Annotated in this window: 20 protein-coding genes and 1 tRNA gene; 7 read left to right on the top strand and 14 right to left on the bottom strand. The window is 69.2% G+C overall.

Going from position 1 to position 22379, the window contains the following annotated elements; genetic code table 11:
* Window positions 1–170 precede the first annotated feature (170 nt).
* The 4 genes from rpoB to MWM45_RS13735 form a co-directional block, all read right to left on the bottom strand.
* On the bottom strand, window positions 171–3680 hold the full coding sequence (rpoB, locus tag MWM45_RS13720) for a DNA-directed RNA polymerase subunit beta (protein WP_247826917.1): 3510 nt from the start codon (window positions 3678–3680) through the stop codon (window positions 171–173).
* A gap of 384 nt (window positions 3681–4064) precedes the next feature.
* The gene (locus MWM45_RS13725) at window positions 4065–5687 is read right to left on the bottom strand and encodes a phytoene desaturase (protein WP_247826918.1); all 1623 of its coding nucleotides are present in this window, start codon (window positions 5685–5687) and stop codon (window positions 4065–4067) included.
* On the bottom strand, window positions 5684–6583 hold the full coding sequence (locus tag MWM45_RS13730; protein WP_247826919.1) for a phytoene/squalene synthase family protein: 900 nt from the start codon (window positions 6581–6583) through the stop codon (window positions 5684–5686). Before MWM45_RS13730 ends, MWM45_RS13725 begins: the two co-directional genes overlap by 4 nt.
* Window positions 6584–7651: a polyprenyl synthetase family protein gene (locus tag MWM45_RS13735; RefSeq protein WP_247826920.1), complete on the bottom strand. Its 1068-nt coding sequence runs from the start codon at window positions 7649–7651 to the stop codon at window positions 6584–6586.
* Between the two features lie 123 nt (window positions 7652–7774).
* On the opposite strand from MWM45_RS13735, the gene idi reads away from it, so the two are divergent.
* Together idi and MWM45_RS13745 are read left to right on the top strand one after the other, a co-directional pair.
* A complete protein-coding gene (gene idi, locus MWM45_RS13740; RefSeq protein WP_247826921.1) occupies window positions 7775–8383 on the top strand; it encodes an isopentenyl-diphosphate Delta-isomerase in 609 nt (202 codons plus the stop codon).
* Window positions 8384–8461: 78 nt separating this feature from the next.
* The gene (locus MWM45_RS13745; protein ID WP_247826922.1) at window positions 8462–9661 is read left to right on the top strand and encodes an acetyl-CoA C-acetyltransferase; all 1200 of its coding nucleotides are present in this window, start codon (window positions 8462–8464) and stop codon (window positions 9659–9661) included.
* 95 nt (window positions 9662–9756) lie between these two features.
* Here the strand turns inward: MWM45_RS13745 and rplL are convergent, their stop codons facing one another.
* The 8 genes from rplL to MWM45_RS13785 form a co-directional block, all read right to left on the bottom strand.
* On the bottom strand, window positions 9757–10134 hold the full coding sequence (rplL, locus tag MWM45_RS13750) for a 50S ribosomal protein L7/L12 (protein WP_043440582.1): 378 nt from the start codon (window positions 10132–10134) through the stop codon (window positions 9757–9759).
* A gap of 57 nt (window positions 10135–10191) precedes the next feature.
* Window positions 10192–10794 carry a 50S ribosomal protein L10 gene (gene rplJ, locus MWM45_RS13755; RefSeq protein WP_247826923.1) on the bottom strand — a complete coding sequence of 201 codons (603 nt, stop codon included), beginning with the start codon at window positions 10792–10794 and terminating at the stop codon, window positions 10192–10194.
* 234 nt (window positions 10795–11028) lie between these two features.
* Entirely contained in the window at window positions 11029–12147 is a 1119-nt protein-coding gene (locus tag MWM45_RS13760; protein ID WP_247826924.1) for a GNAT family N-acetyltransferase, read from the bottom strand.
* 104 nt (window positions 12148–12251) lie between these two features.
* Window positions 12252–12956, bottom strand: a complete 705-nt coding sequence (gene rplA, locus MWM45_RS13765) for a 50S ribosomal protein L1 (RefSeq protein WP_043440578.1) — start codon at window positions 12954–12956, stop codon at window positions 12252–12254.
* A 146-nt stretch (window positions 12957–13102) separates the two neighbouring features.
* Window positions 13103–13534 (bottom strand): 50S ribosomal protein L11, encoded by a 432-nt coding sequence (rplK, locus tag MWM45_RS13770; RefSeq protein ID WP_043440576.1) that lies wholly within the window; start codon window positions 13532–13534, stop codon window positions 13103–13105.
* A 121-nt stretch (window positions 13535–13655) separates the two neighbouring features.
* Entirely contained in the window at window positions 13656–14543 is an 888-nt protein-coding gene (gene nusG / locus MWM45_RS13775) for a transcription termination/antitermination protein NusG (protein ID WP_418909771.1), read from the bottom strand.
* 192 nt (window positions 14544–14735) lie between these two features.
* Complete coding sequence (secE, locus tag MWM45_RS13780; RefSeq protein WP_247826926.1) at window positions 14736–14993, bottom strand: preprotein translocase subunit SecE; 258 nt, start codon at window positions 14991–14993, stop codon at window positions 14736–14738.
* 153 nt (window positions 14994–15146) lie between these two features.
* Window positions 15147–15219: transfer RNA gene (locus MWM45_RS13785), tRNA-Trp, on the bottom strand.
* A 266-nt stretch (window positions 15220–15485) separates the two neighbouring features.
* On the opposite strand from MWM45_RS13785, the gene MWM45_RS13790 reads away from it, so the two are divergent.
* Window positions 15486–16721, top strand: coding sequence for a pyridoxal phosphate-dependent aminotransferase (locus MWM45_RS13790; protein ID WP_247826927.1), 1236 nt, complete (start codon window positions 15486–15488; stop codon window positions 16719–16721).
* A gap of 33 nt (window positions 16722–16754) precedes the next feature.
* Here MWM45_RS13790 and MWM45_RS13795 read toward each other — a convergent pair whose 3' ends face one another.
* Both MWM45_RS13795 and MWM45_RS13800 read right to left on the bottom strand, forming a co-directional pair.
* Window positions 16755–17429: a LuxR C-terminal-related transcriptional regulator gene (locus MWM45_RS13795; RefSeq protein WP_247826928.1), complete on the bottom strand. Its 675-nt coding sequence runs from the start codon at window positions 17427–17429 to the stop codon at window positions 16755–16757.
* A 105-nt stretch (window positions 17430–17534) separates the two neighbouring features.
* Window positions 17535–18920: an ATP-binding protein gene (locus MWM45_RS13800; protein ID WP_247826929.1), complete on the bottom strand. Its 1386-nt coding sequence runs from the start codon at window positions 18918–18920 to the stop codon at window positions 17535–17537.
* A 124-nt stretch (window positions 18921–19044) separates the two neighbouring features.
* Between MWM45_RS13800 and MWM45_RS13805 the strand changes: the two genes are divergently transcribed.
* The 4 genes from MWM45_RS13805 (at window position 19045) to MWM45_RS13820 (ending at window position 22237) form a co-directional block, all read left to right on the top strand.
* The gene (locus MWM45_RS13805; protein ID WP_247826930.1) at window positions 19045–20796 is read left to right on the top strand and encodes a PspC domain-containing protein; all 1752 of its coding nucleotides are present in this window, start codon (window positions 19045–19047) and stop codon (window positions 20794–20796) included.
* Window positions 20793–21047, top strand: coding sequence for a hypothetical protein (locus tag MWM45_RS13810; protein WP_247826931.1), 255 nt, complete (start codon window positions 20793–20795; stop codon window positions 21045–21047). Before MWM45_RS13805 ends, MWM45_RS13810 begins: the two co-directional genes overlap by 4 nt.
* 57 nt (window positions 21048–21104) lie before the next feature.
* Window positions 21105–21347 carry a PspC domain-containing protein gene (locus tag MWM45_RS13815; protein ID WP_247826932.1) on the top strand — a complete coding sequence of 81 codons (243 nt, stop codon included), beginning with the start codon at window positions 21105–21107 and terminating at the stop codon, window positions 21345–21347.
* Window positions 21348–21424: 77 nt separating this feature from the next.
* Window positions 21425–22237, top strand: coding sequence for a carotenoid biosynthesis protein (locus tag MWM45_RS13820; RefSeq protein WP_247826933.1), 813 nt, complete (start codon window positions 21425–21427; stop codon window positions 22235–22237).
* Window positions 22238–22379: the final 142 nt, after the last annotated feature.

Genomic DNA, 22379 nt, shown 5'->3' on the forward strand with positions numbered 1-22379 from the left:
CTAAATTCTTGAAGTCTTATGGGGTGCGGCGATGAGGTGCCGGCTGGTGCCCGGGTGCCCGGCCCGGCGCCTGGAACGGCGGCAACGAAATTTCCTCGGCCGCGGGCGGCCTCCGAAATATTAAGGCCGCCTTCCTCCAGGCGCCGGACCGGGCAAGATCCGGATGTCGCCTAAACCTCTTCGACAGAACTCGGCTCGGCCCGTGAGAGGTCGATGCCCAGTTCCTCCGCGGCCCGGAAGACTTCTTCATCCGAGTCACGCATCTCGATCGTCGTGCCGTCGGTGGAGAGGACTTCCACGTTCAGGCAGAGCGACTGCATTTCCTTGATCAGGACCTTGAAGGACTCGGGAACTCCCGGCTCGGGGATGTTCTCGCCCTTGACGATGGCCTCGTACACCTTGACGCGTCCGTGGATGTCGTCCGACTTGATGGTCAGGAGTTCCTGCAGCGTGTACGCCGCGCCGTAGGCCTCGAGGGCCCAGACTTCCATCTCACCGAAGCGCTGGCCGCCGAACTGTGCCTTACCACCCAGCGGCTGCTGCGTGATCATCGAGTACGGGCCGGTGGAGCGCGCGTGGATCTTGTCGTCCACCAGGTGGTGGAGCTTCAGGATGTACATGTAGCCGACCGAGATCGGGTCCGGGAACGGCTCGCCGGAGCGGCCGTCGAACAGTCGCGCCTTGCCGGACTCGCCGATGAGGCGCTGTCCGTCACGGGTGACGTTCGTGGAGCCGAGCAGGCCCACGATCTCGTCCTCGGTGGCGCCGTCGAACACGGGGGTCGCGACGGTGGTCGTGGAGATCTCCCGGGGAAGGTTCGGGAGGTTCTTCAGCCACTCGGGCTCGCCCTCGATCTTCCAGCCCTGCTTGGCTGCCCAGCCGAGGTGGATCTCGAGGACCTGTCCCACGTTCATGCGGCCCGGGACACCCAGCGGGTTCAGGACGATATCGACGGGCGTGCCGTCCTCCAGGAACGGCATGTCCTCGATCGGGAGGATCTTGGAGATGACGCCCTTGTTGCCGTGGCGGCCTGCGAGCTTGTCGCCGTCGGTGATCTTGCGCTTCTGGGCCACGTACACGCGGACCAGCTGGTTGACGCCCGGGGGCAGCTCGTCGTCGTTGTCGCGGTCGAAGATGCGCACGCCGATGACCGTTCCGGACTCGCCGTGGGGGACCTTCAGCGAGGTGTCGCGGACTTCGCGGCTCTTCTCACCGAAGATCGCGCGGAGCAGGCGCTCCTCGGGGGTCAGTTCCGTCTCGCCCTTGGGGGTGACACGGCCCACGAGGATGTCTCCGGCCTCGACCTCGGCACCGATGTGGATGATGCCGCGCTCGTCGAGGGCTCCGAGGACCTCTTCGGAGACGTTGGGGATGTCACGCGTGATCTCCTCGGCACCGAGCTTGGTGTCGCGGGCATCGACTTCGTGCTCCTCGATGTGGATGGACGTCAGGACGTCGTCGGAGACGATGCGCTGCGACAGGATGATCGCGTCCTCGAAGTTGTGACCCTCCCAGGACATGAACGCGACGAGCATGTTCTTGCCGAGCGCGAGCTCGCCCTGGTCCGTGGAGGGACCGTCGGCGATGATCGTGTTGTACTCGACGCGGTCACCCTCGGCGACCAGGACGCGCTGGTTGTACGCGTTGCCCTGGTTGGAGCGGGCGAACTTCATGATCGGGTAGTTCGTCTCGGTGCCGTCGTCGTTGAGGATGCTGACGAGGTCCGCCGACACCTCCTTGACGACGCCGGCCTTCGTCGCGGTGACCGCGTCACCGGCGTCGACGGCGGCGTTCTTCTCCATGCCGGTGCCCACGAGGGGACGCTCGGAACGGAGCAGGGGCACGGCCTGGCGCTGCATGTTCGCACCCATGAGGGCGCGGTTGGCGTCGTCGTGCTCCAGGAACGGGATCATCGCGGTCGCGACGGACACCATCTGGCGCGGGGAGACGTCCATGTACTCGACCTCGCCCGGCACGACGAGCACGGGCTCGCCGGAACCACCGCGGGTCCGCACGAGGACCATGTCCTCGACGAACGTGTTGTCCGCGGCGAGGGGGGCGTTCGCCTGGGCGATGAGGCGCTCCACCTCGTCGTCCGCGGTCAGGTAGTCGATCTGGTCGGTGACGATGCCGTCGACGACCTTGCGGTACGGGGTCTCGATGAAGCCGAACGCGTTGATCCGGCCGTACGAGGCGAGCGAACCGATGAGGCCGATGTTCGGGCCTTCAGGGGTCTCGATGGGGCACATGCGTCCGTAGTGCGAGGGGTGGACGTCTCGGACTTCCATGCCTGCGCGGTCACGGGACAGACCACCGGGGCCCAGTGCGGACAGGCGGCGCTTGTGCGTCAGTCCGGCGAGGGGGTTGTTCTGGTCCATGAACTGCGAGAGCTGGGAGGTTCCGAAGAACTCCTTGATCGCGGCGACGACGGGGCGGATGTTGATCAGGGTCTGCGGCGTGATCGCCTCGACGTCCTGCGTGGTCATCCGCTCACGGACGACGCGCTCCATGCGGGACAGGCCCGTACGGACCTGGTTCTCGATGAGCTCGCCCACCGCACGGATGCGACGGTTGCCGAAGTGGTCGATGTCGTCGACCTCGACGCGCAGCTCGACGTCGCCGCCGTCACGCTTGCCGCCGAGGGTCTTCTCGCCGGCGTGCAGCGCGACCAGGAACTTGATCATCGCGACGATGTCGTCGATGTTCAGCACCGATGCGTCGGAATCCGTGAGGTCCTTGTCGATGCCGAGCTTGCGGTTGATCTTGTACCGGCCGACCTTGGCGAGGTCGTAGCGCTTGGGGTTGAAGTACAGGTTGTCCAGGAGGGTCTGGGCAGCCTCGACCGTGGGGGGCTCCCCCGGGCGCAGCTTGCGGTAGATGTCCAGGAGGGCGTCCTCGCGGGTCTCCGTGGCGTCCTTCTCCATGGTGGCGCGGATGGAGTCGTACTGGCCGAACTCCTCGAGGATCTGGCCCTCGGTCCAGCCGAGCGCCTTGAGGAGCACGGTGACGGACTGCTTGCGCTTGCGGTCGAGGCGGACGCCGACCTGGTCGCGCTTGTCGATCTCGAGCTCGAACCAGGCGCCACGCGACGGGATGATCTTCGCGCTGAAGATGTCCTTGTCGCTGGTCTTGTCCGCGGTGCGCTCGAAGTAGGCGCCCGGTGAACGGACGAGCTGCGACACGACGACACGCTCGGTGCCGTTGATGACGAAGGTGCCCTTGTCGGTCATGAGGGGGAAATCACCCATGAACACGGTCTGCTGCTTGATCTCGCCCGTGTTGTTGTTCATGAACTCGGCCTTGACGTACAGCGGGGCGGAGTAGGTCGCGTCGCGATCCTTGCACTCGGCCATCGTGTACTTGGGGTCGGCGAACTCGGGCTCGGAGAAGCTCAGGGACATGGTGCCCTGGAAGTCCTCGATCGGAGAGATCTCCTCGAAGATGTCCGCGAGGCCGGACGTGGTGGCGAAGCCCTGCAGCCCCTTCTCCAGCGCTTCCTCTACGCGGGCCTTCCAGCGCTCGTTGCCGACGAGCCAGTCGAAACTGTCCGTCTGGAGTGCGAGGAGATTGGGAACGTCAAGCGGTTCGTGAATCTTTGCGAATGAGAGCCGGGGTGCGGCGCCGTCGGCGTCGACCTGGCTGGTAGCGGTTGCATTATTAGAGGTGCTCGGGGCGACCAAGAGGGATCCTTCCACAGACCGTAAGGCTTGTCAGCGCTTTCGCCTCTGCACCGCCACCGCAGGATGCTGCGGGGATCTCAGTGCTCACCCGAGTCTGCCCACATCCGTCCCAACCATGTGGCCAGGTTAAACGACGAGAGCAGAGCAAAGCCCACCGCTATATGAAGGCTGAGGTTAGAGGGAAGACGCAAAGACCTACGTTACGGGAAGGGCAGGGGAAAGTCCAATAGCTCCTGTCCCCCTTCTCCGTCAAGCCCGCCGCGCCCACTGTGGGGATGGAGTGGGGATGGAGTCGCGATGGGGTGGGGATGGAGTGGGGATGCTGTCGTGGAGGCGTGCGCGGGGAGGCGTGCGCGGGGAGGCCTCCGTCCCCCGGCTGGACCGCTACCCGGCGGCGGGCTCCGGCAGGGGCCCCGTGCTGACGTCGCCGCGCAGCCGCTTCACGATCAGTTCAGCGCTGATCATGCACATCGGGATCCCGATGCCCGGCACGGTGGAGCTGCCCGCGTAGAAGAGGTTCTCCACCCTGGCGCTGCGGTTCGAGCCGCGGAAGAACGCACTCTGCTTCAGGATGTGCGCCGGCCCGAGGGACGTCCCGCGCCAGGCGTTGAGGTCGTCCGCGAAGTCCTGCGGACCGTAGCTGCGCCGGACGACGACGCGCTCGGCCAGATCGGGGATGCCGGCCCATTCGGAGATCTGGCCGATGACGGCGTCGGCGAGGTCCTCGACCCGCTGGTCTCCCCCGCGCTCCAGCCCGCCCTTGCCGATCCCCACGTCCGCCGGGATGGGCACGAGCACGAACACGTTCTCGTGGCCCTCGGGGGCGACGGAGTCGTCCGTGGCGCTGGGACGGCAGACATAGAGCGACGCCGGGGAGGGCACCGAGGTCTCCTTGCCGAAGATCCGCCCGAAGTTGTCCCGCCAGTCCGTGCTGAACAGCAGCGTGTGGTGTTCCAGCTGCGGGAGGGTGCCGCGCACACCCAGGTACAGCAGCAGCGCACTCGGTCCGGGGACGCGCTTCTGCCAGTACTTCTCGGGGTAGGTCTGGAGATCCGCCGGCAGGAGGGTGGTCTCGGTGTGGTGGAGGTCCGCTGCCGAGACGACGATGTCGGCGGCGACCGACGTCGTCGTGCCTGCCGTGCGGTAGGTGACCGCCCGTACCGTCGCGGCCTGACGGTCCAGCGGCGACCGGCCGGGCGTGCGCGCGTCCGTGTCGATCGAGACGACGTCGGCGCCGGTGCGGATCTCGACGCCCGCGGCCTCCGCGACGCGGCGCATCGCGTCGATGAGCGTCGTGAAGCCGCCCGTCGGGTACAGCACGCCGTCGTCGAGGTCGAGGTGGCTCATCAGGTGGTACATGCTCGGGGCGTCGAAGGGCGAGCTGCCGAGGAACACGGCCGGGTACCCCAGGATCTGCTGGATGCGGGGATCCTTGAACCGCTTCTCGACGAACGACTGCAGCGGCTGCAGGAGGAGCAGGCCGATGCGGGGCAGCCTCGTCAGGACGTCCGGCCGGAGGAACGGGAGGAAGGACTGGAACGTCGAGTAGAGGAAGCGCTTCTTGGCGATCTCGTAGGCGTCCTCGGCGGAGTCCAGGTACCGGGAGAGCTGCTCGCCGGCCCCCTCCTCCAGGGACTCGAAGAGCTTGGTGACGGCCTCGCGGTCGGCGGGGACGTCGACGGTGTCGAAACCCTCCTCGAAGATGACGCGATAGCCGGGATCGAGCTTCACCAGCTCGAGCTGCTCGGCGGCGCTCGTGCCCATCAGCTTGAAGAAGTGGTCGATCACCTCGGGCATCAGGTACCAGGACGGGCCGGTGTCGAAGCGGAAGCCGTCCTGCTCCCAGGAGCCCGCCCGGCCGCCGACCTCGTCCCGCTTCTCCAGGAGGGTGACGCGGTGGCCTTCCCGCGCCAGGAGGGCCGACGTCGCCAGTCCCCCGATCCCGGCTCCGATCACCACGACGTCCTTGGCCCCCACGCGTGCGCGCCTGCTCTGCTGTGCGGTCATGCCGTCCTCTCCTGCGCGGCAGGTTCCGGTACCGCGCGACCGGTGAAGGCTTGCGCCATGATGCGGAACTTCACCGGGTTGGGAACCCGGATCCGTGCCCGCAGGAGTTCCTCGGCGGGGGTGCGCCGGAGGCGCACCGCGAGATCGGTGAACAGGCCCTGGGCGAGGGCGACGGCGCGGCGCGGCGTCGGGGGCAGCCCCGGGAGCGCGGCGGCCGAGATCCGCAGGTCCTCGTCGATGTCGTCCAGGAGGCGGTTCTTGTCCGCCTCCGTGAAGTTGCCGGGCCGGACGCCGGGGAAGTAGCTGCGCCCGAGGGTCGTGAAGTCCTCGGCGAGGTCGCGCAGGAAGTTGATCTTCTGGAAGGCCGCGCCCAGGTGCCGCGCGCCGTCCACCAGCACGGCGTCCTCCTCGGGCGTGACGGGCCGGCCCACCAGGAACGCCTTCAGGCACATGAGCCCCACGACCTCCGCCGAGCCGTACACGTACAGGTCGAAGGACTCCTGGGTGTGTTCGTGCTGGGTGATGTCGGCGCGCATCGAGGCGAAGAAGGGCCGGGTGAGCTCGACGCCGATCCCGGTGCTCCTCGCGGTGACCGCGAAGGCGTGCACCACGAGGTTGGCGCTGTAACCCGTGGCCATCGCCGTCTCGGTGTCCCGCTCGAGGTCGTCGAGCAGGCGCTCCACGTCCGCATCGGAGAGACCGGCCCCGGCAGCGGCGCCGTCGACGATCTCGTCCGCCACGCGCACGAGGGCGTACACGGCTTCGATGGAGCTGCGCGTGGAGCGGTCGAGGATCCGCGAGGCCAGGCCGAAGGACGTCGAGTAGCAGCGGATGACCTCGGCGGAGGTCTTCAGCGCGGCATCGGTGTAGCGCGCGAGCGAATCGTCGACACCCACTCAGTGCACCCTGTCCACGACGGCCGTCACGACCGGTTCGAGCGCGGACCGCAGGGCGGTCGGCACAGCGGCGGAGTCGAGGTGCGTGCGGGCCCGCGAGGCGTACTGGGCGGCGAGATCGGCGGAGTAGTCCTTCGCCCCGCTGTCGACGAGGATCCGCCGGACGAAGTCGGCGTCCGACGCCGACATGCCGGGGCTCCCGACGAGCGAGGAGATGCTCTCCCATTCGGGGCGTGCGGACACGTAGGACAGCAGCGCCGTGCGCTTGCCCTCGCGCAGGTCCCCCCAGTTCGTCTTCCCGGTGCGGGTCTCGCTGCCGAAGACACCGAGGAGGTCGTCGGCGATCTGGTAGGCGATCCCGGCGTCGCGCCCGAAGTCACCGAGCCGTTCAACCACTTCCTCCTCGGCGCCCGCGAGGACGGCGCCGGCCTGGAGCGGTCCCTCGAAGGAGTACACCGAGGTCTTGAGGCGTGCCATCTGGACGATGTCCTCGAGCGGGGGCACATCGGCGCTGAGGGAGGTCTCGACGTCGAGGAACTCCCCGGCCGCGGAGGCGAACACCGCTTCGTCGAGGATGCCGCCCAGCCGGCGTCGCGTGGCGGGCGCGGCGGAGACGCGGTCGAGCAGGCGGTAGGCGTTGGACAGGGCGAGGTCGCCGGCGATGACCCCCGCGGAGAGGCCGACGTGGCGCGCTCCGTCCGGGGACAGTCCCGCAGCCTCGGCCATACTGCGGTAGCGGCCTGACACGTTCGGGATGCCCCGACGGACGAAATCGCGGTCGATCACGTCGTCGTGCACGATCAGGGCCGTGTGGAGGAGTTCGAACGCCGCCCCGAGCTCGGCCGCGCTGTCGAGGTCCCGACCGCCGAGCATCTGGTAGGCGGACATCACCAGGCGGGGCCGGAAGCGCTTGCCGCCCGCGGTGCACCGCTCCAGGGTCTCCCACAGGGCGTGGTAGCCGGGACCGATCTTCGCGGCGCGGATCTTGGACTCCTCGAAGAACCGCCCGAGGGCATCCTCGACCTGTTCCAGCCCGACGGGCTCGACCAGCAGAGTGTCCATGTCCATAGGTAAAGTAAACAACGGAAAGTGCGCCCTTGACGACACACGGGGGCGGACGACGGCGGGCCGGGCACGCGGCGACGCCGGGCCCGACGGGACGCGCGGACAACCAGCGAAAAGAGAGCCACCATGGCGAGCGAGACAGGAACCATCCAGCAGGGGGCGGCCGGAGGCGGCGGCACGCATCGGGACGCCGAGCTCGTCGTGCTGCTCGCCGAGGACGGCACGCCGCTCGGTACGCAGGAGAAGGCGACCGTCCACACCCTCGACACGCCGCTCCACCTGGCCTTCTCCACGCACGTGTTCGACGCCGAGGGGCGCATCCTCGTGACGCGGCGTGCACTCGGCAAGAAGGCCTGGCCCGGTGTGTGGACCAACTCCTTCTGCGGGCACCCCGCCCCGGGCGAGGACTTCGAGGACGCGGTGCACCGGCGCGCCGCCCAGGAACTCGGCTTCACCGTCCGGGACGTCCGGGCCGCGCTGCCCGACTTCCGCTACCGGGCCGTGGATGCCGGCGGGATCGTGGAGAACGAGATCTGCCCCGTCTACACCGCCGTCGCCGACAGCGAGGTGGCCCCCCTGCCCGAGGAGGTCATGGACTACCAGTGGGTGGACGCTCGGGGCCTGGTGCGTGCGGTCACGGCCACCCCGTGGGCGTTCAGCCCCTGGCTGACCCTGCAGCTGCCCCTGCTCTACCCGCAGGGCGCGGACGGACCGGGGCCGCACCGACGCGACTGACCCGGGTCGGTCGGGGGCGGCGGGGCCAGGCCCTAATCTGGTAGCGGCACCATTTCAACGACGAAAGAGAGTTTCGCCATGGCGACACCCACGCCAACCCCCGACGACGTCGTGCTCGTCGGCGGAGCCCGCACACCCCTCGGGCGCCTCAACGGACAGCTCGCCTCCTTCACCGCCGTCGAGCTCGGCGCCCTGGCCATCGCGGGAGCGCTGGAGCGGGCGGGGGTGGATCCCTCCGCCGTGGACGCCGTCATCATGGGCCACGTGGTGCAGTCCGGATGTGGCCAGAACCCCGCCCGGCAGTCGGCCGTCAAGGCGGGTATCCCCTGGAACGTCCCGGCGGTCACCCTCAACAAGGTGTGCCTCTCCGGCCTCACAGCCGTGATCGACGCCGCCCGACTGATCCGCAGCGGCGAGGCGCGCGTCGTCGTCGCCGGCGGGCAGGAGTCCATGACGCGCGGCCCGCATCTGCTCCCGGGCTCCCGCCAGGGCTGGACCTACGGATCCCTCCAGGCCCTCGACTCCGTGGCCCATGACGGGCTGACCGATGCGTTCGACGACGAGTCGATGGGCGCCTCGACCGAACGCGGCAACGTGCGGCTCGAGATCGACCGCACGGCCCAGGACGCGGTCGCCGCGGCCTCGCACCGGCGCGCCGCTGCCGCGACGGACAGCGGGGTCCTCGCGGAGGAGATCGTCCCGGTGACGGTCAGGCAGCGCAAGGGCGACGACGTCGTCCTCACGGCCGACGAGGGCATCCGCCCGACGACGAGCGTGGAGTCGCTCGCGAAGCTGCGGCCGGCGTTCAACCCGGACGGCGCGATCACGGCCGGCAACTCCTCCCCGCTGTCCGACGGCGCGGCCGCGCTCGTCGTCACCACCCGCGCCTACGCCGAAGAACTCGGGCTCACGGTGCTCGCCGTCGTCGGCCGTCCCGGCCAGGTGGCGGGGCCCGACAACTCGCTCCATTCCCAGCCCTCGGCCGCCATCAGCCAGGCCCTCGACCGCGCGGGCTGGTCCGCGGCCGATCTCGACTTCATCGAGATCAACGAGGCGTTCGGCTCGGTGGCCGTGCAGTCGCTCAAGGACCTCGAGTACCCGCTCGAGCAGTGCAACATCCATGGCGGGGCGATCGCCCTCGGCCACCCCATCGGGGCCTCGGGCGCCCGGCTGGCCCTGCACGCGGCCATGGAGCTCGCCCGCCGCGGCACCGGGAAGTCGGCCGTGAGCCTCTGCGGCGGCGGTGGCCAGGGCGAGGCCCTCCTCCTCTGGCGCTGACGCGTCCCGGATCCGGTCAGACGAGAAAAGCCCCGCTTCGCGAGAAGCGGGGCTTTTCCGTGGTGCAGTCGGCCGGCACGTGCCGGCCGGAGGTGTTACTTGAGGGTAACGGTGGCGCCGGCGGCCTCGAGGGCCTCCTTGGCCTTCTCTGCTGCTTCCTTGGTGGCGCCTTCGAGGACGGCCTTGGGCGCGCTGTCGACGACGTCCTTGGCTTCCTTCAGGCCCAGCGAGGTGAGCGCGCGGACTTCCTTGATCACTGCGATCTTCTTGTCGCCTGCAGCCTCGAGGACGACGTCGAACGCGGTCTGCTCCTCTTCGACTGCTTCGGCGCCGCCACCGGCGGGGCCGGCGACTGCAACAGCAGCAGCGGTGACATCGAAGGTCTCCTCGAACAGCTTCACGAAGTCCGAGAGTTCAATGATGGACAGTTCCTTGAAGGCCTCGATGAGCTCTTCGTTGGTCAGTTTCGCCATGGGAGGCGTCCTTCCTTTAGTGGTGCGGTGCACCGGAATGTGTGGGGCGAAGGGAAACTAGTTCGCTTCGGGTGCTGCGACTTCCTCGACGGGAGCCTCCGCGGGAGCTTCTGCGGGAGCAGCGGCTTCCTCGGATGCAGCGGGAGCGTCGGCGTCGGCTGCAGGTGCAGCGTCGCTTCCCTCCTCGAGCTTGATGCGCAGGGCATCGACGGTGCGTGCCAGGGAGGACATCGGTGCCTTGAGGACACCTGCCACCCGGGCGAGCTGGAGTTCACGGGACTCGAGGGCCGCCAGGGCGATGACCTCGGAGGCATTGAGTGCCTTGCCCTCGAAGATTCCCGTCTTGATGACGAGCTTCGGGTTGGCTTTCGCGAAATCCGTGAGGCTCTTGGCCGCAGCAACGGCGTCGCCCTTGATGAAGGCGATCGCGGTGGGTCCGGAGAGCTGGCCATCGAATGCGTCGATGCCTGCTTCCTTCGCCGCGATGCCGGTCAGGGTGTTCTTGACGACGGAGAACTTGTTGTCGGTGCCGAGGGCACGACGCAGGTTCTTCAGCTGAGCAACAGTGAGCCCGCGGTATTCGGTCAGGACAGCGGCGGTGGATTCCTTGAAATCGGTGGCGATCTCATCCACTGCGGAAACCTTTGTTGGCGTTGCCATAACCCTCCTTCCGGGGGAATATGCGCCGGCTTTCCAACTCCCATAAAAAACGCCCCGCGCAGATGCACGGGGCTTTGCTCGACACGGGCCAGGGGCTGTGGAGAGGAGCTTCGTTCACCTGCGTAGGCCGTCCCTGACGGGAACTTTCGGATCTTTGTCCTTCTTCCCCGCAGCTCACGAGTGGGCAGTTGGGAAGCGGACGTGGACCGACCGACGGTCTTTGGTACACCAAGCCTACGTGACGCCGGGGGGCTCTCCAAATCGGACCTGGGGCAGCACCTTCTGCCAGCCCGCCGTCCGGCCCGCAGGACGGAACCCGAGTGCCACGTTCACGTCGAGCATGAACGTGTTCTCCTCGGCGTTCCAGGTGTAGACGCGCTCCGCGCCGCGCCACTCCGTGAGCACACGCCGGAGGTTGGCCGCCTTGAGCCACAGGCCGAGTCGGTGGCCCCTGTGCTCCTCGAGGACCAGTGTGTCCTCCTGGTAGACGACGGAGGGCCTGGATTCGAAGCGCTCGAGGATGGTGTGCCCCACGAGCTGCCCGGTGGCCCGGTGCCTCGCCGCGCAGACGAGCATCGACGTCCCGCCCTCCGAGGACTTCTCCTCCTCCCGACGGATGCGGCCCGCATCCCACCGCTCCTCCTCCTGGGCGAAGCCGCCGAGCGGCGGATCCGTGCTCATCCTCTGCCGCAGCAGGGAGTAGTCCGCCAGCAACCCGTCCGGGCAGCGCCCACCCCAGGCCACCACCTCGTAGTCGGACGCGCCCACCCTGCCTGCGTCCCGCTCGAGCTGCGTCACTCCTTCCAACCGGTCGAGGTGCAGGACGCTCATGCGATCCACCTGGACGAGCTCGAAACCCGAACGGAGGGCGAGGATCGCGGACGCATCACCGGCGGGGAAGGACCCCGCGCCGGTCGGGGGGACGAGCACCGCCCCGGCCTCCCGATCGTCACGGACGGCCGTGTCGCTCCAGGACATGATCGTCGTGCGCCCCCTGAGCCGCACCTCCCGCTCCGCAAAGGCGAGCAACGCGGCACCCAGCCCTCGCCGCCGGTACGCCGGCAGCACCTCGATCTGCAGGAACGCCGACTGCAGGTTGTCCCTGGCCGGGAACCCGAGGCGCGCGTTGGCCACGATGGCCCCGTCGTCCCGCGCGACGCCGAGGACGTACTCGCGATCGGGACCCGGCTGCAGCATGACGAGTCGCTCGTCCGCCGCCGTGCAGAAATCGTCGTGGCCCCACACGCCGCGCTCCACCGCGTTGCTCACGGCCGCGCTCCGCCGGAACCCGTCGCCGCCCTCGGCGTCGAGCGTGGCGGGAATCGGCAACTGCTCGATGGTCGCTGTCCTCACCGGCCCAGCATAGCTCTGCGATTGGTACTTCTCAATCACTATTGCCCCCGGACACGAAGAAGCCCCGCGGCTGATGCCGCGGGGCTTCCTGGGGGAACAACACCTCAGACGGCGAAGACCTTGGTGACGTTCGGGTCGACGGAGATGCCGGGACCGAAGGTGGTCGAGACAGTCGCCTTCTGGATGTAGCGGCCCTTCGAAGCGGAGGGCTTCAGGCGGAGGATCTCCTCGAGCGCCGCGGCGTAGTTCTCGCCCAGCTTCTGCTCGTCGAAGGACACCTTGCCGATGATGAAGTGGAGGTTCGAGTGCTTGTCCACGCGGAAGTCGATCTTGCCACCCTTGATGTCGGTGACGGCCTTCGCGACGTCGGCCGTGACCGTTCCGGTCTTCGGGTTCGGCATCAGGTTACGGGGGCCGAGGATCTTTCCGAGGCGTCCCACCTTGCCCATGAGGTCGGGGGTCGCCACGGCTGCATCGAAGTCGGTCCAGCCGCCGGAGACCTTCTCGATCATGTCGTCGGAGCCGACGAAGTCAGCGCCGGCCGCGATGGCCGCCTCTGCCTTCTCGCCGGTCGCGAAGACCAGGACACGGGCGGTCTTGCCGGTGCCGTGGGGGAGGTTCACGGTGCCGCGGACCATTTGGTCCGCCTTGCGGGGGTCCACGCCGAGACGGAAGGCCACCTCGACCGTGGCGTCGAACGTGGAGGGGTTGGTCTCCTTCGCCAGGACTACCGCTTCGAGGGGGGCGTACTGCTTGTCCGCCTCGATCTTCGCGGCAGCTCCCTTGTATGCTTTGCTGCGCTGTGCCATCTGCTTGTTCTCCTTATGCAGTCGTGGTCTGCGGACCGCGCTGGGCCCTGCCACTCACGACGTCGTCCGCGGGAGCGTCGCCGTCGTGCCGTGAAATGGTGGTGTGCCTTGTCCGTCGAAGCCGGACCGGGCGGGGGTGGGGGTGGTCAGCCCTCGACCGTGATGCCCATGGAGCGGGCGGTGCCGGCGATGATCTTCGCGGCTGCCTGGACGTCGTTGGCGTTGAGGTCTTCCATCTTCATGGTGGCGATCTCTTCGACCTGGGCGTTGGTCAGCTTCGCGACCTTGACCGTGTGGGGCGTTCCGGAGCCCTTGGCGACCCCGGCTGCCTTCTTGATCAGTTCGGCTGCCGGCGGGGTCTTCGTGACGAAGGTGAACGAGCGGTCCTCGTACACCGTGATCTCCACGGGGATGACGTTGCCGCGCTGGGATTCCGTGGCGGCGTTGTACGCCTTGCAGAATTCCATAATGTTGACACCGTGCTGGCCAAGCGCAGGACCGATGGGAGGAGCCGGGTTGGCGGCGCCTGCATTGATCTGCAGCTTGATGAGGCCGGTGACCTTTTTCTTGGGGGCCATGAAAGGGTCCTTCTCTTGCATTGCGATCCCGCGGGACAGGAGCGTCCTGCGGGGTGGTGGCCATCATGGCGTGACGGCCTTCACGGTGCTCCCGGCCAAGCACGCCGGGGGCACCGAAGCTTTACTGGATCTTGGTGACCTGGTTGTAGGAGAGCGTGACCGGGGTCTCGCGCTCGAAGATCGAGACGAGCACCACGAGTTGCTGCGACTCGTGCTTGATCTCGGAGATCGTCGCCGGGAGGGTCTCGAAGGGGCCTTCGTTGACGGTGACGGACTCGCCGACCTCGAAGTTGACCGTGGCCGGGGTGAACTGCAGCTGGACAGGCTTGCCGGACACGGCATCCGTGTGGACGATCGTGTGCTCGAGCATCGAGAAGACCTCGGAGAGGCTCAGCGGGACCGGGTTGTGGGCGTTGCCCACGAAGCCGGTGACGCCCGGGGTGTGCCGCACGGCGCCCCAGGACTCGTCGGTCAGTTCCATGCGGACCAGCACATAGCCGGGGATGCGCACGCGGTTGACGATCTTCCGCGTGGTGTTCTTGATCTCGACGACCTCTTCCATCGGGACCTGGATCTCGAAGATGTAATCTTCCATGTCCAGCGTCTGGATGCGGGTCTCGAGGTTCGCCTTCACACGGTTCTCGTAGCCGGCGTAGGAGTGGATGACGAACCAGTCGCCCTCCTGGCGGCGCAGTTTCGCCTTGAAGGCGACCACGGGGTCCTCGGCGGGAGCTTCCTCGGCGGCCTCGTCGGTCGGCTCGGCAGCGTCGTCCTCGGCGTCACCGGAAACGGCGTCGTCGACAGTGTCGGCGGCAGCAGTGTCGATGTCGGCGTCGGAGGCGGCCACGTCGGCAGCGTTGTCATCATCGGCAACGTCGTCATCATCGGCAGCCGTGTCGGCGTCGGAGGCGGCAGCCTCGTCGACGGCGTCGACGGCCTTGGCCTCGATGTCGGAGTCGGTCCCGGCGGAGCCGTCGACCGCGTCGGAGCCGTCAGCAGGCACGTCGATGTCGGTGGACTCCACCTCCGCCTCCGTCCCGTACTCCTCGTTCTCCAGACCATCTTCGGGAGTGATCTGCCGTTCGAGTTCTTGCTCGGACACCTAGCCGCCTGCTTTCTGACATTCTTCGAAGGTTGTTCTGCTTGCCTGCACTCGATCCGACGCTCCGACTGCGGTGCGTCGACGGGTGCCGGGACAGCGTCAGCTGCCGCCGAACACCCACAGTGCGCCGGCCCCGAACACGAGGTCCAGTCCGGTCACGATGAGCATCATGATGACCACGAAGACGAGGACGGTGATGGTGAATCGGACCAGTTCCCGGCGGGTCGGCGTGACGACCTTCCCGAGCTCCGCGAAGACCTGGCGGATGAACAGCATGATGCGTCCGAAGAACCCGCGCTCGGGAGCCTTCTTCTCGGAGGGGCTTCCCTTGGAGCTGCTCGCAGCCGTATCGGTCACCGTCAACCTCATCAATCTGTGTGGTGTTCCAGCCGGACCACCAGTGGCGCGTCCAGCTGATCATGTTTACCGCCGCGCGGAACCGATGCCTGCGTCGGGACTTCGTGATCTGTTTCTGCCGTGCCTTCGCCGTCGTTCCGCGAAGGCCACGCGCAGGGCAGACAGGACTCGAACCTGCAACCTGCGGTTTTGGAGACCGCTGCGCTACCAATTGCGCCACTACCCTTTGGTCTTGAACGGTACAGCTCCACTCCGGACGGCCCGGGGAGGGCACGAACCATCATGGTGTTTCAACACCGAGGGACAAGTCTACGCATTCCCCGCCGGATCGTCGAACCGGCCCCTCGAAGCCGTCCCGTCCCGCGTCGTCCGGGCACCGCCGGGCTGGGCGTGCGCGTCCCCGTTACGGCGCCGCAGCGCCCCTGTTCGGGCCCGGGGAGGGGCCAGCGCCTAAGCTGGAAAAGACACTTGCCCCCCAGGGAACGGGACCCGATGAACGCGACGACCGACGACTCCGCCCGCGCAGCACTCCCCCGGGTCTCCCGGCGGATCGGTTCGATCGCGGAATCCGCGACACTCGCCGTGGACGCCAAGGCCAAGGCCCTGAAGGCGGCCGGGCGCCCCGTGATCGGTTTCGGCGCGGGCGAGCCGGACTTCCCCACGCCGGGCTACATCGTCGAAGCGGCGATCGAGGCGGCCCGCCAGCCGCGGTTCCACCGCTACTCCCCCGCCGGTGGCCTGCCGGAACTGAAGCAGGCGATCGCCGCCAAGACCCTGCGGGACTCCGGCTACAGCGTCGATCCCTCCCAGGTGCTGGTGACGAACGGCGGCAAGCAGGCCGTGTACGAATCCTTCGCCGCGCTCCTCGATCCCGGGGACGAGGTCCTCGTCCCCACCCCGTACTGGACAACCTACCCCGAGGCCATCCGCCTGGCGGGCGGCGTGCCCGTCGAGGTCTTCGCCGGCCCCGAGCAGGGCTACCTGGTGACGGTGGACCAGCTGGCGGCGGCCCTGACGCCGCGCACCAAGGTGCTCCTCTTCGTCTCGCCGTCCAACCCCACCGGCGCGGTGTACGGTCCGGACGCCGTGCGGGAGATCGGCGAGTGGGCCGCGGCCCGCGGACTGTGGGTCGTCACCGACGAGATCTACGAGCACCTGACGTACGACGACGTGCCGTTCACCTCGATCGCGACGGCGGCCCCCGCCCTCGGCGACAGGGTGGTGGTGCTCAACGGCGTCGCGAAGACGTATGCGATGACCGGCTGGCGCGTGGGCTGGATGATCGGGCCGAAGGACCTCGTGAAGGCGGCGACCAACCTGCAGTCCCATGCCACCTCGAACGTCTCCAACGTGCCCCAGATGGCCGCCCTCGCCGCCGTCTCGGGACCGCTGACGGCGGTCGAGGAGATGAAGGTCGCGTTCGACCGGCGGCGCCGTGCCATGGTCTCGGGGCTCAACGCCATCGCGGGCGTCGACTGTCCCACGCCGCACGGCGCCTTCTACGCCTACGCGGATGTCCGCGCCCTCCTCGGCAGGAGCTTCGACGGCGCCACGCCCGCGACGTCGGCCGAGCTCGCCGCGCTGATCCTCGAGAAGGTGGAGGTCGCCGTCGTCCCCGGCGAGGCCTTCGGACCCAGCGGCTTCCTGCGGTTGTCCTACGCCCTCGGCGACGAGGACCTCGCGACGGGCGTACGCCGGCTGCAGGAGTTCCTCGGCTCGGTCCGCTAGCTGTCCTGCCCGGGCGCACGGAGCGTGGGCCGGTCAGAGCAGCCGGCGCTCCGTGGCCCAGCGCGTGAGCTCGTGGCGGGAGGACAGCTGCAGCTTCCGGAGGACCGCGGACACATGGGTCTCGACGGTCTTGACGGAGATGAACAGCTCCTTCGCCGTCTCCTTGTAGCTGTAGCCGCGGGCGATCAGCCTCATGACCTCCAGTTCGCGTGCGGACAGGCGATCGAGCTCGTCGTCGACGGCGACCGACGCCGTCCCGAACGCATCGAGGACGAAGCCGGCGAGCCGAGGCGAGAAGACGGCGTCGCCCGAGGCGATGCGCTGCACGGCATCGGTGATCTCCGGACCGGAGATGGTCTTCGTGACGTACCCGCGGGCCCCGGCGCGGATGACGGCCACGACGTCCTCCGCCGAGTCGGACACGCTGAGGGCCAGGAAGCGGGACGGGACGCCGAGCCGTGAACACCGGTGGATGACCTCCGCGCCGCCCCCGCCGCGGCCGCCCGGCAGGTGCACGTCGAGGAGGACCACGTCGGGCCGTGCGGAAGCGATCACGGCTTCCGCCTCCTCGACCGTCGCCGCCTCGCCGAGCACCCGGATCACCGGTCCGAGGGCCGCACGGAGCCCTGCTCGGAAGATCCCGTGGTCGTCGACGATCACCACGGAGACGGTTCCCGGCGCCGGCCCCGGCTCATCCACGCTGTCCATGTGTCTCCCCTCCGGCCCTCGGCCGTCCGTCCTGTCGTCGTCGTGCGCGGCTGCCGCCCGTCATCGCGTCGGCCGGCGGGGAGGCGCCCGCGCAGGGCAGCGGCCTCACGCGGGAATCCCGGTGGAACGCGGCAGGCGGAGCCGGACCTCGGTGCCGTCGGCGTCGCTGCGGAGTTCCGCCGTCCCGCCGTGGCGCTGCATCCTGCTGTGGATCGATTCCCGGATGCCCAGGCGGTCCGCCGGTACCGCCGCCGGATCGAAGCCCGGGCCGCGGTCCCGCACGAAGACCTCCATGGCTTCCGGTCCGGCTTCCAGGTACACCGACACGGCGACGCCGGCGTGCTTCGCCGCGTTCAGCATGGCTTCCCGTGCCGCCTGGGCGAGGGCGTCCTCGGCGGGCCCCAGGGGGGCGTCACCCACGGCGACGACGGTGACCGGGTGCCCGTAGAGGTCCTCGATCTCCCCGGCCATGCCCCGGAGCCGCTCGGCGAGGCTCACGGGGTCCCGCCCGGGGTCGGCGAACAGCCACTGGCGCAGCTCACGCTCCTGGGCCCGGGCGAGGCGCAGCACGTCCGTCTCCGAGTCCGCCCGGTTCTGGATGAGCGCCAGGGTCTGCAGCACCGAATCGTGGAGGTGGGCGGCGATCTCGGCGCGTTCCGTCTCCCGCACCCGGGCTGCCTGCTCGCTCTCCAGATCCCGCCAGAACTTGAGGCCCCACGGGGCGAGGACCAGCCCCACGCCCGCGAGGACGGCGAGGACGGCGACGAGGGTGGCCATGGTCAGGGTCCAGGAACCGCTGCTGGAGAGCGCGACGAGGACCCCAGCGATGACGAGGACCATGCCGGCGAACAGACGCAGGGCGCCGCCCGCCCGTTCGGCGCCGGCCCGGTTCATCACCCGCGCCCTACGCACGTCGTCGAGCTGGGACCAGGCGAGTGCGGCGCCCGTCGCGACGACCGCGATCGGGACGAGGAAACCCCAGTTCACCGGGACGCCGAGCAACTGCACCACGAGGACGGCCGCGGCGACCAGCAGGGCGGTGCCGAACAGGATCTCCCGGTGCCCGGCGCGCTCCGTCCGGTCGCGCCAGGAGTCCGTGGCGAACGGGACAGCGCCGTCGGACCGTGCTGCTGCATGAGCCGGGTCTGACAGAGGTGCTCCGGAGGGCCCCGGCCCCCCGCCGGGCACCGCGACGAGCGAGCCGGCGCTCCGGCCCGTCCCTCCCCCGATGCCGTCCCGGGGACCCGTCGCGCCGACGTCGTGCATGAAGGCCGCGGGACCGCTCCGGCGTCCCGTCACCGCAGCCCGGTCCGACGCCGTCGGGACGAAGATCCAGAGCCAGGCGTAGAGGAACACGCCCGCGCCGGAGGCGAGGGTCAGGACCGCCATGCCGACCCGGACCCAGGACCGGGGGATGCCCAGGTGCGCCGCGAGGCCCGCGCACACGCCGGCGATCACGCCGTCGGAGGTGCGGAGCAGCGGGGGTCTCATGCCCTCATCAAAGCACGCTGCGGGCCGCTCGGGGACGGTCCCGGAGCAGATTCAGGGCACACTCAGGGTTCAATCAGGGTAGGCCCCGATGCGCCCGCCACAGGTGCGGCGGCAGGATGGGGACATGACCTCAGCACCACCGCCAGGCGGGCCGTCCTGGCAGCAAGAACCGGCCGCATCGCACCCCGCGGGACCTCCCGCCTCGTCGTCGTTCTTCCGCTGGTTGCGGGGCCTCGACATCACCCGGTCCCCCGACCGCTGGGTCGGCGGAGTCGCCGGTGGCGTGGCCCGCCGCACGGGCCTGGACATCGCCCTCGTCCGCGGACTGATCGTGATCCTCGCGGTCTTCGGCGGCATCGGCGTCCTGCTGTACGGGCTCGCCTGGGCCCTGCTCCCGGAACCGGACGGGCGCATCCACGTGGAGCAGGCCGGCCGGGGCTCCTGGACCTCGGGTCTGACCGGAGCCGCGGCGCTCGTGGCGATCGGCCTCTGGCGCCCGAACCTGCCCTTCCTCGGCGGTGGCGGCACGGGCGGCCTGCTGTGGACCCTGTTCTGGATCGGCGCCGTGGCGCTCTTCGTGTACTGGATCATCAACCGTTCCACCGGCGGGCAGGCCCGACGGGACACCCCAGGCGGGCCATCCACCCCGGGTGGGCCCTCCACCCCAGGTGGGCCCTCCACTCCCGGCGGGCCGGGCAGCGGACCCGTGCCGCCGTTCGGTCCGGTGCCAGATCCGGGTGATCCCGGGCAGTCCGGCCCCACCGGACAGTCCCCGACGGACAGTGCAGGACCTACGGCAGGACCCACGGCAGGTCCCGGCGAGCGCTCACCCGATGACAGCCTCCCCGGCTCCCCTGTCAGCTCCAGCTCCCCCGTCGGCTCCGACACGGACCGCTACGGAGGAACGGACGGCGCTTCGGCTGAAGGGGCAGACAACGGAGCGGACGACAGCGCGGACGATCCCACTGAGCGCATCGCGCCCGACGACGTCCACCGCACCGTCCCCCTGCCGTACCAGCCCCGCGCGTACTCGACGACGGACCCATGGACGCAGCAGACGCAGCCGCTGCCCTACGAGCCCGGCTCCGTGTCCTGGTCCGGGTCCGGCTATCCGGGCGTCTATACGGGCCCCACGGCCGGCCCGCCAACGGTCACCAAGTACCGGCCGCCACGGCCTCCCGGGCCCGTCACGGCACTGCTGGTGGGCGGGGCCGTCGTCGTCGGGGCAACCCTCCTCGCCCTCGACTACGTCGGCACCCTGGATCTCGCCGATCCGGTCGTCGTCGCCCTCGCGGCGGCGTCGATCGTCCTCGCCCTCGGCGTGATCGGGCTGGGAGCACGGGGGCGCACGTCCGGATTCGTCGGATTCTCCGCGGCGCTGGCGGTCCTCGGCGCACTCATCGCGTCCTTCACGATCGGCGGCGGAGCCTGGATCGTCGCCCAGGAGCAGAGGACCACCCCGGTGTCGCTGCCGGCCGCAGCCGGCGGCTACAGCGTCCTGGCCTCGCAGTCCACCATCGATCTCACCAGCCTGCCCCCGCTGTCCAGGGACGTCGTAATCCCGGTGAACTCGCTCGCCAGCGCCGTCACCGTGGTGGTGCCCGACGACGTCCCGGTCGAGGTCCGCACACGGATGGCGCTCGGCAGCTCCGGGACCCGCGGGACCCTGGAGGGGCCCGACGGATCGTCCGCGGAACCCCGGAGCGAGGGCGGTGTGCTGCAGCTGCAGAACGGGACGCTGAACCCCGACGCCACCGGATCCGCCATCATCCTCGACGTGCGCGGCGCGATGAGCGACGTCAGCATCGTCACCGTGCCCGGGACCACCGACGCCCCCTCGAACAGCAGTCCCACCCCGACCGGAGACACGCCATGAACACCGCACTGAACGGAACGAAACGCCACCCCCGTCTCCTGACCATCGTCTGGGGGTCGGTGATCCTCGCCATCGCCTCCCTCCTCCTCGTCAGCCAGGTCGTCGAGCTGTCCGTCGACCCGGTGATCGTGGCACTGGGCCTGCTCGTCGGCGTCGGGCTGGCGCTCGTCGTCGGCGGCATCCTGTCCCTGCGATCCAGGCCGACCGAGAATGGCCGGGAGGACCCCGACGACCCCCTGTCGGGATACTGAATGCAGCTGGAAATTCATCCCGACGAACCCACACGCCCGAGAACCGAAAGGCACGCCATGCAGTCCTTCTACCGCATCCTCCGCTCCTCGCCCATCAGACGCGCTCCCGGGGGCCTCCTCGGCGGGATCGCCGCAGGCATCGCACTGCAGTACGGGTGGCGCGTGACCTACGTCCGCATCGCTATCCTGCTGAGCTTCCTGCTCCCCTTCATCGGCCTCCCGCTCTACCTCGTCCTGTGGCTCCTGCTCCCTACGACGGAGGGCACCATCGCCCTCGAGCGGCTCCTCGCCGGGGCCTAGGACAGGACCGGCATCAAGGGGCACCCGCTTCGCGGCGGGTGCCCCTTCCTGCTGCCTGACCTGCAAGGATGGATGACGTGCCGAAGACTCCCGCTGCCCGCAGCTTCCCCCGCCTGCTCATCGCATCCTGCGCCTTCCTGTTCGTCTCCGGCTATTTCGTGGTGCGGTTCCCGGACGTCGAAGGTGCGAGCTACGCGTCCTACGGCTTCAATCTCCTGATCGCCCTGCCGGCGTTCATCGCGCTCGTTCACCAGCTCGGTGCTGCCCGGGGCGTCGCCGCCCTCGCGGCCGTGTCCGTCTTCGGCTACCTGATCGAGGGCTTCGGCGTCGCCACACACCTGCCCTACGGCGAGTTCTACTACGGCGAACCGCTCGGCCCCACGATCCTCGGCCTCGTCCCGTACCTGCTCCCCCTCTCCTACGTGCCGCTGGTGATCGGCGCCGTGGCCGTTGTCTCGGGGGGTGGGTCCGCGCTGCGGAGGATCCTGCTCGGTGGGCTGCTGCTCGTGGTCATCGACGGTGTCCTCGATCCCGGAGCGGTGTCCCTCGGCTTCTGGATCTGGCCCGGCGGTGGCCCCTACTACGGGGTCCCGCTCTCGAACTACGGAGGCTGGCTGATCTCCGGGCTCGTCGCCTCCGCGCTGGTGACCTGGATCGGCGGGCGGCGCCTGACCGACTTCCCGCTCCGCCCGGGCCTGCTCGACAGCCTGCTCGTCTCCATGTTCCTGTGGCTCGGCGTCTGCGTCTTCTCGGGGCTCGTGTTCCCGGCGGTGCTCGCCGTCGCCCTGATCGTCCTCGTGGCGCGTCGACGGCTGCAGCTCACGCGCGCCGCAGTGGAGTCCGCGCCGGTTGCGGGCGGCACGACCGTGGACGCCACACAGCAGGCCTGACCTACCCCGCCCTCCGCAACCGGGCGACCAGGGCGACCACCGGCGGGCCTGCGGGCGACCCGGAGCGTCGGGCACCGCGAAACCCAAGCTGCCGCACGCAGGCCGCCCGGCAATCAGGCGGGGCGCATGCAGGCCGTCCAGT

This window comes from Arthrobacter antioxidans (genome assembly GCF_023100725.1).
Classification (GTDB): domain Bacteria; phylum Actinomycetota; class Actinomycetes; order Actinomycetales; family Micrococcaceae; genus Arthrobacter_D; species Arthrobacter_D antioxidans.

Coding starts and splice junctions, on each gene's coding strand:
- MWM45_RS13725 (WP_247826918.1), bottom strand. CDS start 5,687: ATGACCGCACAGCAGAGCAGGCGCGCACGCGTGGGGGCCAAGGACGTC.
- MWM45_RS13735 (WP_247826920.1), bottom strand. CDS start 7,651: ATGGACATGGACACTCTGCTGGTCGAGCCCGTCGGGCTGGAACAGGTC.
- idi (WP_247826921.1), top strand. CDS start 7,775: ATGGCGAGCGAGACAGGAACCATCCAGCAGGGGGCGGCCGGAGGCGGC.
- MWM45_RS13745 (WP_247826922.1), top strand. CDS start 8,462: ATGGCGACACCCACGCCAACCCCCGACGACGTCGTGCTCGTCGGCGGA.
- rplL (WP_043440582.1), bottom strand. CDS start 10,134: ATGGCGAAACTGACCAACGAAGAGCTCATCGAGGCCTTCAAGGAACTG.
- rplJ (WP_247826923.1), bottom strand. CDS start 10,794: ATGGCAACGCCAACAAAGGTTTCCGCAGTGGATGAGATCGCCACCGAT.
- rplA (WP_043440578.1), bottom strand. CDS start 12,956: ATGGCACAGCGCAGCAAAGCATACAAGGGAGCTGCCGCGAAGATCGAG.
- rplK (WP_043440576.1), bottom strand. CDS start 13,534: ATGGCCCCCAAGAAAAAGGTCACCGGCCTCATCAAGCTGCAGATCAAT.
- MWM45_RS13790 (WP_247826927.1), top strand. CDS start 15,486: ATGAACGCGACGACCGACGACTCCGCCCGCGCAGCACTCCCCCGGGTC.
- MWM45_RS13795 (WP_247826928.1), bottom strand. CDS start 17,429: ATGGACAGCGTGGATGAGCCGGGGCCGGCGCCGGGAACCGTCTCCGTG.
- MWM45_RS13800 (WP_247826929.1), bottom strand. CDS start 18,920: ATGAGACCCCCGCTGCTCCGCACCTCCGACGGCGTGATCGCCGGCGTG.
- MWM45_RS13805 (WP_247826930.1), top strand. CDS start 19,045: ATGACCTCAGCACCACCGCCAGGCGGGCCGTCCTGGCAGCAAGAACCG.
- MWM45_RS13810 (WP_247826931.1), top strand. CDS start 20,793: ATGAACACCGCACTGAACGGAACGAAACGCCACCCCCGTCTCCTGACC.
- MWM45_RS13815 (WP_247826932.1), top strand. CDS start 21,105: ATGCAGTCCTTCTACCGCATCCTCCGCTCCTCGCCCATCAGACGCGCT.